The organism is Rathayibacter sp. Leaf296 (assembly GCF_001423045.1).
Taxonomy (GTDB): domain Bacteria; phylum Actinomycetota; class Actinomycetes; order Actinomycetales; family Microbacteriaceae; genus Rathayibacter; species Rathayibacter caricis.
The window spans coordinates 1,156,304-1,164,508 of the sequence record NZ_LMNR01000002.1; the positions used below are offsets into that span (position 1 = coordinate 1,156,304).

The window sequence follows — 8,205 nt, forward strand, 5'->3', positions numbered from 1 at the left end:
CGAGCGGGGCTCGAGCGGATCGACGACGCATCGCTCACAGGCTCTTGCCAGGTGCGCACCGGTCCCGCTACGGTCGACGGAGCCGAACCCACGAAAGGAGCCGAGCATGCCGCACATCGCGCACAACACCGCCGGCTTCTCCGGCGTCCACTCCGCCTGACCGGTCGAGCCTCCCGCTCGTCATCGCTCAGACGGTGACGACGCTCGAGAAGCTCCCGGTCCCGCGGATCCCCCGCGCGGATCGTCGTCCCGTCCCGGACCCTCGCGGGTCCCGCACCGCCTTGCCGGCGGTGCCTCCGCGCGCCCTCGAGCGCGCTCCTCCTCGCGCCCTCGCGGCGCTCTTCGGCGCGCCCGCGCGCCTGCACGACAAGGACACCCTCATGAACACCGCACTCGGGGCGACCCGGTACGCCTCTCCCCCTCACCGCCGGTCCGCCGACCTGCTCGACCGCCTCGCCCTGCGGGTCGGAGTCGCGCTCGTCGCGTGGAGTCGGCGCGAACGACGCCTCCCCCTCCGCCACGCCGACGTCGTCGCCCTCCTCCGCGAGCGCGCCGACCTCCTCGAGCGCGAGCGGAGGCACCAGCTCCTCCGCCTCCCCCGCTGACCGCCGCCGGCCGCGCCCCTCGCTGGTCGAGTAGCCCCGCAGGGGCGTATCGAGACCCACCCACTCCAGACCACGTGGATCTCGAGACGCCCGCTCCGCGGGCTGCTCGATCAGCAGAGGAGCGCCCGACGTGGAGCGCCGTTCATGACGTCTGAGCGGCGCGCGAGCGCATATCGTCGGCTCTCCGCCGACTGATCCGCCACAAAGGGCCGCCCCGGAGCTCTCCGGACGGCCGTTCGTGACCGATCATCAGCGAACCGCGTTCCGGAAGACGTCGGCCGCCCCTCCGCCTCGCTGATCGAGCAGCTCGCAGGGGCGTCTCGACACCCGCTCACTCCCGGACACTGCGGATCTCGACATGCGCGCCCCGGCCGGAGGGCGCGGCTCCCACAGGAGGACGGCCGCAGCAGAACCTCGGCCGGGAGCACCCGTCAGCCACCATCGCGGCTGAGGAACGCTCTCAGCCGAGGTTCTTCACCGAGCTCGCTCGCCGAGCAGCTCCGGAGGGGCGTATCGAGCGGCGACGCCGCGCTTCGTCTCGGTGGTGAGGGAGAGTCGGCTGCCCGCTTCCGACCCGATCACTCCACGCAGGAGGTGACTTCTCCTAGGAGACCCACCGACGACCGGGACAGCCGCTCATCCGGCGTCAGCGCCCCGACAGCCGCAGCCCGACGAGCACGAGCCCCGCCGCCACGGCGGCAGCACCGAACGCGAGCATCGCGGCGCTTCCCACCGAGCCGAGCGTCAGCGACGCCACGACGATCAGCACCGCGCCGACGACCAGCAGGGCCGTGGTGTACGCGGTGCGGAGAGTCCGAGGTCTCATGCTCGGAGGGTAACGGTCCCCTCTCGCGAACGGGCCCCCCGCCGATCAGATCGAATCCGTCGTCACCCCGTTGCGCGCGCCGACTTTCTAGGACTTTCTACTGCTCTCCAGCGAATTCTCTAGACGACGACAGATTTCGGTAGAGAACCGACCCTCCATCCCTCCTCACCACGAGCGGCCGTCGCGGGCGGCCTCCCCCTCCACCGCAGACCCCCCTTGAGAGTGACCGCGCGGCCCCGCACCGCGGCACGGCGGGCGAGGGCCCCTTCCCCTCACGCGAGGCGGGCCGCATCTCGTGGAAGGATCCCTCTCAGGGGTTGCCGACCGGTTCCACCGCCGGTCCGACGGAAGGACCACGGGACCCGCCTTGCTCGACGCCACGACCCTCCGAGTCGCTTTCGGGGTCACCACGCTCACGCTGTTCCTCCTGTTCGCCTTCGTCACGTTCCGCACGACGCGCTCGGCCTTCAGCTTCTGGTGGTGCGCTGCGCTCGCCCTCTTCATGGGCGGCTCGCTCGCCTACCTGCGCGACTTCACTCCGGATCAGGTGTGGACGAATCCGCTGGGCAACGGGCTGATCGTGGCCGGCGCCGCGTGCGTGTGGATGGGCAGCCGCTCGCTGCGCACGAGACCCACGCCGTGGTGGCTCGTCGTCGGTCCCGCCGTGCTGGTCACGGCCGTGTCGAGCGCCGACTCTCCGGCCGTGAACGACTGGTCCGGAGGCCCGCTCTACCTCGCGCTGATGGCGTCGCTCATCGGGCTGTCGACCCGCGAGATCGCACTCCTGGACGCCGGGCACTCGCGCACGCGCTGGCCGCTGCTGCTCTCCTCCGGGGCCCTCTCGGTCTACTACGCGGTGCGGCTCGTCGCGTTCCTCGCGGCCGGACCGCGGAGCGACCTGTTCACCACCTGGTTCGGCACGCCGTCGACCACCCTGATCACGCTGATCCTCCTCGTGGTGGTGTCGTTCAGCATGGCGTCGCTCAGCGGCGAGCAGGTCGCCAAGGTGCTCTCGGCGCGGGCGGCCCGCTCGCGGCAGGAGCTCGCCGACGGAGGAGGGGTGCAGCGGCGCCTGCAGCCCAAGTCCGTCCCGGACCTCCCCGGCTACGAGGTCGCGGGTGCGTGCGTGCCCAGCGGAGCGGTCAGCGGCGACTTCTTCGACTGGCAGCGCACCGAGGACGGTCTCGTGGTGACGCTGGCCGACGTGATGGGCAAGGGCGTCGGAGCCGCGATGATCGCCGCCACCGTGCGCGCGTCCCTCCGCGTCGCCCTCCCCTCGCAGGACCCCGGCCGCACGCTGGCCGCGGTCGACCGGGCCGTCGAGGCGGATCTCGAGGCGAACGAGGCCTTCGTCACCCTCCTGCACCTCCGGCTCGACGCGGCCACCGGAGCCGTCACCTCCGTCGACGCCGGCCACGGGCTGGGCATCGTCTGCCGGGCCGACGGCTCCCGCGAGCGGATCCCCTCGCACAACCTGCCGCTCGGCGCGCTCGGCACGCAGGAGTGGCGCACCAGCAGCATCCGCCTCGCTCCCGGCGACCTCCTCCTCGTCTGCAGCGACGGCGTGCTCGACCTCTTCGACGGGACCCTCGACGCGCTGACCCGCGTGGCGGACACCGCGACGGCCGGCGAGCCGAGCGCCTCCGCCGCCGTGGCGCGCATCACGCGCCTGGCCGCCGACGGGACGCCGCCGGACGACGTGACCGTGGTCGCGATCCGCCGCACCGCCGCCTGACCCGGAGCGGCGCTTCCGCGCACCACGTCGCCAGCGCGACATTCCGCGGAACGGGCCGGGACATCTCTCGAAGGCCCGCTTCGCGTCGAGTCGCGCCGCCGGACGCTCGCGAGTGGACTCGATCCGGGGCCTCGTGACGCCCCGGAGCCCCTTCCGGGACGACTCGCGCCATCGGACGACGACCCCTGGCAACGCGGAACGGCCGGCCCCGCGGAGATCCGCGGTGCCGGCCGTTCCTGCGCCTGAGCGCCGGGCTACCTCGTGCAGGCCACGTTGCTGATCGGGCTGCCGCCCGAGTTCGAGCAGCTCGCGACGTTGCCCCAGGTGGACCAGGTGGAGGGCTGGTGCACGTAGACCGGGTAGGCGGGGGCGTTCGAGACGCGGTTCGCGGTGACGACGTTGCCGTTGCCGGAGCCGTCGGCGCGGGTGATGATCGACACCCCGTACGTGCGCGGGTTCACGATCGTGTTGCCGGCCGCGGTCCACTTCGTGCCCGAGAGCATGATCAGCGAGTTCACGTCGGACGCCGTCCGGCTGGTGCCGGTGACCACGTTGCCGATGATCCAGCCGTCGCGGGTGCCCTCCTTGGCCTCGATCGGGTCCGATCCCGCATTGCTGATCACGTTGTCCATGACGGCGATGCGGTCGGTCCGGTCGGGGTCGCAGCCGTTGTACTCGCACCAGTTGCGGTCGGAGGTGCCCACGTAGACGCCCTCGCCGTAGGTGGCTGTGACCACTCCGGTGCGGGTGATCGTGGAGCCGACGATGAGCGAGTCCGTGGTCTGGTTGCGGAAGTGCACGCCCTCGTAGCCGATCTCGGTGACGGTCAGGCCGGCCATCTGCACGCCCTTGCTCGCCAGCACGTGGATGCCCTGGAACGAGTTCTTCACGGAGAAGCCGACGAGGTGGACGTCGTTCGCGCTGTTGAGGATCAGGGCCGTTCCCGAGCCCGTGCTGCCGCTGGTGAGCACGGCGTTCGGCGAGCCGCAGAGCCAGACGCCCTCGCTGCTGGAGGGGATCGACCGCAGGGCGAACTTGCCGACGTAGACGCCGTCCTCGAGTCCGATCACGTCGCCGGGGCGGGCGCCGATCAGAGCGGTGTTCAGCTCGGCGGCGGTCCGCACCGTCCTGGTCGGCGTCGGGCAGTCGAAGGCGGCCTGCAGCGTCGCGCGGGTGCTCAGCTGGTCGGCGGTGACGGTGGCCGGCTCGGTGACGGTCGACAGGCGGCCGTCGCTGTCGCGGGCGGTGATCCAGTAGGAGTAGGGCACTCCGGGCGCCGCGCTCTCGTCGCGGTACTGGCGCACCGGGTCCGAGACCGTGGCGATCGTCTCCTCGGTGGATCCGTCGGAGCGGTGGACCTCGTAGGAGACGACGTCCGAGGAGAACGGAGCGTTCCAGCCCACGACGTAGCCCTCGACCAGCGGGAACGCCTCGACCCCGCCGACGGCCAGACCGTCGCCGGCCAGCTCGAACGCGTCGATGATCAGGTTCTTGTCGCTCGAGGCCGAGTTCTTCCGACCCGTGTACGCGATCTTGACCGTGTGCATCGTGTCGTCGAGGTCGGAGCGCTCGAAGACGGGCACCTGGTACTTCGTGGAGGAGCTGTACCGGTCGACCGAGGCGACGCGCGTCCCGTCGATGTACACGTCCGCGATCCCGGAGGAGGGGGTCGTGCGGCTGAGCCAGCGGAACGCGGTCCCGACGAACGTGAACTGCACGCTGCCGGCGCTGTTGAGGTAGGCGATGCTGCCGCCGCTGTCGCCGCCGGTCATGGTGCGCCACGAGCCGGAGTAGTCCAGGTCACCGTTGGTCTGCTCGACCCACTTGGGTGTCGTGCCGGTCGGCAGGAACGTCGAGTCGGTCGGGGTGGTCGGCGCCGTGGGGGTGGGCGTCGGAGTCGGAGCCGTCTTGATCAGGTCGAAGGCGTCGATCACGAGGTTCCGGTCGGTCGCGCTCGCGTTCTTCGAACCGGAGTAGGCGATCTTCACGGTGTGGACGCCGTCCGCGAGCCCGGTCTTGGTGAAGACGGGCACCTGGTACTTGGTGGTCGAGCTGTAGCGGTCGACGCTGCTGACGAGCTTGCCGTCGATGTAGACGTTCGCGATGCCGGCCGACGCGGTGGTGCGGCTGAGCCAGGTGATCGCGGTGCCGTCGAAGGTGAACTCGACGTGGCCGGCGCTGTTGAGGTACTTGATGCCTCCGCCGCTGTCACCGCCGGTCATCGACCGCCAGCTGCCGGTGTAGGAGAGCTTGGAGTGGCCGTCCTCGACCCGCAGCGGGTCGCTGCCGGTCGGGGAGAAGTCGGCGACGGGCTCGGGGGTGGCGGTGGGCGTCGCCGTCGGCGTGGGAGTGGATGTGGGCGTCTCGGTCGGGGTGGCCGTCGGCGTGGGAGTGGCCGTCGGCGTCTCGGTCGGAGTCGCGGTCGGCGTGGCCGTGGGCGTCGCGGTGGGCGTCGGCTCGGCGGTCGCAGTAGGCGTCGGGGTCGGCGTCGCGATGGCCGTGGCCGTCGGCGTCGGCGTCGGCGTGGGCGTCGGCGTCTCCACCGTCCGCACGAGGTCGAAGGCGTCGATGACGAGGTTGCCGTCGCTCGCTCGCGTGTTCTTCGCGCCGGTGTAGGCGATCCTGACCGTGTGGACGCCGTCCGCGAGACCCGTCTTCGTGAAGACCGGGACCTGGTACTTGGTCGTCGCGCTGTAGCGGTCGACGGTGCCGGCCGGCTTCCCGTCGATGATCACGTCCGCGATGCCCGCCGACGCGGTCGTCCGGCTGAGCCAGCTGAAGCCGGTGCCCGCGAAGGTGAACTCGACGTGGCCCGCGCTGTTGAGGTACTTGATCCCTCCGCCGCTGTCACCGCCGGTCATCGACCGCCAGGTGCCCGTCCAGCGGAGCTTCGCGTGGCCGTCCTCGACGCGCATCGGGGAGCTCCCGGGCGTGAAGTCCGGCACGATCACCGGTGCGGTCGTCGGGGCGGTGGTCGGAGTGCTCGTCGGAGTCGCCGTCGCCGTGGGCGTGGGCGACGTGCTGCCCACCGGAGCGGTGGTCGGCGTCGGCGTCGGTGTCGCGGGCGGAGTCTCCTTGCCGAGCTCGAACGCGTCGATGATCAGGTTGGCGCCCGTCGCCTTGGTGTTCTTCTTCCCCGTGTACGAGACCTTCACCGTGTGCACGGCGTCCGGAAGGCCCGTCTTGGTGAATACCGGCACCTGGTACTTGGTCGTCGAGGAGTACCGGTCGACCGTGTCGAGAAGCTTTCCGTCGACATAGACGTTGGCGATACCCGAGGTCGGGGTGGTGCGGCTGAGCCAGCGGAACGCCGTTCCGGTGAACTTGAATTGAACGTATCCGGTGCTGTTCAGGTATTTGCTCGCACCACCGTTGTCACCACCCGTGATCTTCGTCCAGGACCCCGAATAGGTGAGGTCCGCACTGCTCTCCTGCACCCTGATGGGGGTGGAGTAGGTGGGCTGCAGTGTCGCGGCCCAGGCAGGCTGCGCGAGGCCGCCGAAGGCCAGCACCGACACCAGAAGAGCGATGAGCGCGGTGATGATCCGCGATCGTCGGAAAGGCCTGTGACTATCGCGGGGGACAGCGGAAGAAGACGAGAGAGGCAACAGAACTCCGGCGGTATCCGAAAGGGAATGGGGTTGCTGCGAATCTACTGATGTCCTATTCGGCGATAACGGAGCGGAGGATCTGTCACCCCCACGCCCCCCGGAAGGGCCGCGTTTCCCTGAGGGGCGAATCATGCCCGAAACACACGTGAATTCCCGGTCGCGATTAACCCCCCTGAAAGGGGATTCCTGGGCCTGAAGGGCTCGCTTATGAACGTCCCCCTTTCGAGTACTTCTCCCTGCCGTGACCCAGGACGCCCCCTTCCTGCGAGACCGGGGCGAACCCCTCCCTCCGTCTGGCGACTCCGCGACGGTGAGGTTAGGCTTACCTTCGCAATCCCCCGACCCCCGCTCCGAAGGACGCTCGTGCCCGCCATCCGCACCCCCCGCCGCCTCACCGCCGTCGCCTCGCTCGGCCTCACCGCCCTGCTGCTCACGGCCTGCTCCGGAGGCGCCGACGCCGGCACCGACGACGCCGCGCCGTCCGCGGCCGGCTTCCCCGTCACCGTCGAGCACGCGTTCGGCGAGACCACCGTCGAGTCGGCCGATCGCGTCGTCGCCACCAGCTGGACCAACCAGGACGTCGCGCTCGCGCTCGGCGTCACCCCCGTCGGCTTCACCCGCGCCTCCTACGGCGACGAGGACGGCGACGGACTGCTGGTCTGGACGAAGGAGGCCCTCGACGCGGCCGGCGCCGAGACTCCGGAGCTCTTCGACGAGACCGACGGCGTGCCCTTCGAGGCGATCGCCGATCTCACGCCCGACGTGATCCTCTCGGCCTACTCCGGCATCTCGCAGCAGGACTACGACACGATGTCGCAGATCGCCCCGACCGTCGCCTACCCCGGCCTGGCCTGGGGGACGACCTGGCAGGACTCGGCGAAGCTCGACGGCGCCGCCCTCGGGCTCGCCGACGAGGCCGAGGCGAAGGTCGCCGAGGTCGAGGACGAGATCGCTGCGACCGTCGCCGAGCACCCCTCGCTCGAGGGCACCACCTTCACCTACGGCTGGTACGACCCCACCGACGCGAGCTCCTTCACCTACTACACGCCGAACGACGCCCGGGTGAAGTACGTCGAGGACCTCGGCCTCGAGGTCGCGCCCAGCGTCGTCGAGCTCTCGGGCGACTCCGAGGCGTTCAGCGGCACCCTCAGCGCAGAGAACGCCGACCAGCTCGACGCCGACGTGCTCATCGTCTACGGCGACGAGACCACCCTCCCGGCCCTCCAGGCCGACCCGCTGCTCTCCAAGATCCCGGCCGTCGCGCGCGGCTCGGTCTACGTCCTCACCGACGGCTCGTCCCTCGCGATGGCGACCTCCTCGCCCAACCTGCTGAGCATCCCGTGGGGTCTCGACGAGTACACGGCGGGGATCGCGGCGGCCGCCGACAAGGTGTCGTGAGCACCGACGCCTCCGCTCCTCCCCGGCGCC

General features: G+C 70.7%; 5 protein-coding genes. 3 read left to right on the forward strand and 2 right to left on the reverse strand.

The features are described 5' to 3' along the window. Positions 1-380: 380 nt before the first annotated feature. Positions 381-605, forward strand: coding sequence for a hypothetical protein (locus ASF46_RS19225; RefSeq protein WP_157602605.1), 225 nt, complete (start codon positions 381-383; stop codon positions 603-605). 646 nt (positions 606-1,251) lie between these two features. Here ASF46_RS19225 and ASF46_RS15645 read toward each other — a convergent pair. Then, a complete protein-coding gene (locus tag ASF46_RS15645) occupies positions 1,252-1,431 on the reverse strand; it encodes a hypothetical protein (protein WP_056868390.1) in 180 nt (59 codons plus the stop codon). A 367-nt stretch (positions 1,432-1,798) separates the two neighbouring features. Here ASF46_RS15645 and ASF46_RS15650 point away from each other — a divergent pair, with 367 nt between their 5' ends. Further along, on the forward strand, positions 1,799-3,166 hold the full coding sequence (locus ASF46_RS15650; protein ID WP_056868391.1) for a PP2C family protein-serine/threonine phosphatase: 1,368 nt from the start codon (positions 1,799-1,801) through the stop codon (positions 3,164-3,166). A gap of 254 nt (positions 3,167-3,420) precedes the next feature. On the opposite strand, the gene ASF46_RS19230 is transcribed toward ASF46_RS15650, so the two are convergent. Then, positions 3,421-6,684: a right-handed parallel beta-helix repeat-containing protein gene (locus ASF46_RS19230; protein ID WP_056868392.1), complete on the reverse strand. Its 3,264-nt coding sequence runs from the start codon at positions 6,682-6,684 to the stop codon at positions 3,421-3,423. A 456-nt stretch (positions 6,685-7,140) separates the two neighbouring features. Between ASF46_RS19230 and ASF46_RS15660 the strand changes: the two genes are divergently transcribed. Then, entirely contained in the window at positions 7,141-8,175 is a 1,035-nt protein-coding gene (locus ASF46_RS15660; protein WP_056868393.1) for an iron-siderophore ABC transporter substrate-binding protein, read from the forward strand. The last annotated feature ends 30 nt before the right edge of the window (positions 8,176-8,205 follow it).